At 46.2% G+C, this 953-nt stretch carries 1 pseudogene; it reads left to right on the top strand.

Annotated features, from left to right (window positions below):
• Positions 1–953 (top strand): annotated as a pseudogene (locus QNI22_RS40125) (hypothetical protein); the annotation flags it as partial.

The raw sequence follows: 953 nt of genomic DNA, 5'->3' as shown, positions 1-953 counted from the left end.
ACAGCTCCCTATCAATATTCAATCAATGGCACAACCTTCCAATCTAATCCAAGTTTTACAGGCTTAGGTGAAGGTACATATACGGTTCAGGTGAAGGATGCCAAAGGATGTATCAACAGCCTTACTCCAGTGACACTGAAAGTGAATGTGACCATCACAGCTACCATCACGCCTTCCAATCCAAGCAGTTGTACGGTCAGTGACGGATCAATCACTATCACCAATCCGGCAGGGGGAACAGCTCCGTATCAGTATTCGATCGGAGGTGCTTTCCAGACATCGAATGTATTCAGCAATCTGGCAGAAAACAGCTATGCTATTACCATTCGGGATGCCAATGGCTGTACTCAAGGGTTCAACGCTACCCTTGTTGCACCCAACAGCATCAGTGCGGTAAGTCTGCTAGGTAGTGATGAATCCAGTTGTGGTGCCAAAGATGGGATGCTGACAGCAACAGTAACCGGAGGAACAGCTCCCTATCAGTACTTTATTGATGGAGTAGCCAACCCTGCCGGAATCAATAACAATGAATTCTCTGGTTTAGCACCAGGTACCTATACAATTAAAGTAGTGACAGCAGATGGGTGTAGCTTCACTACATCTGAAACAATTATTGCCGCTTGTTGTTTACAGGCAACGATTGCCTCTCAGTCTAATCCGGGTTGTGTGGGCAATGATGGCTCAATTGTAATCAGTGCAACAGCAGGTAACGGAACTGTTCAGTACTCAATCAACAATGGGGCAAGCTTCCAGGCTTCGGCAAGCTTTACCGGTCTGAGTGCAGGCACTTATACGATTGTAGTGAAAGATAATGTCTGTCAGAAAACAATCGGTAGTGTGACATTAACAGCCGTTCCATTGACAGCAACCGTGACAGGCAATGATCCAAGTGGCTGTTCAGCTACCAACGGATCGATTGTGATTACCAATGTAACAGGAGGAACTGCACCATA

This window comes from Xanthocytophaga agilis, from assembly GCF_030068605.1.
GTDB classification, from domain to species: domain Bacteria; phylum Bacteroidota; class Bacteroidia; order Cytophagales; family 172606-1; genus Xanthocytophaga; species Xanthocytophaga agilis.
Note: the sequence above shows the minus strand (reverse complement) of the source record. Positions and strands in the feature narration are given on the sequence as shown.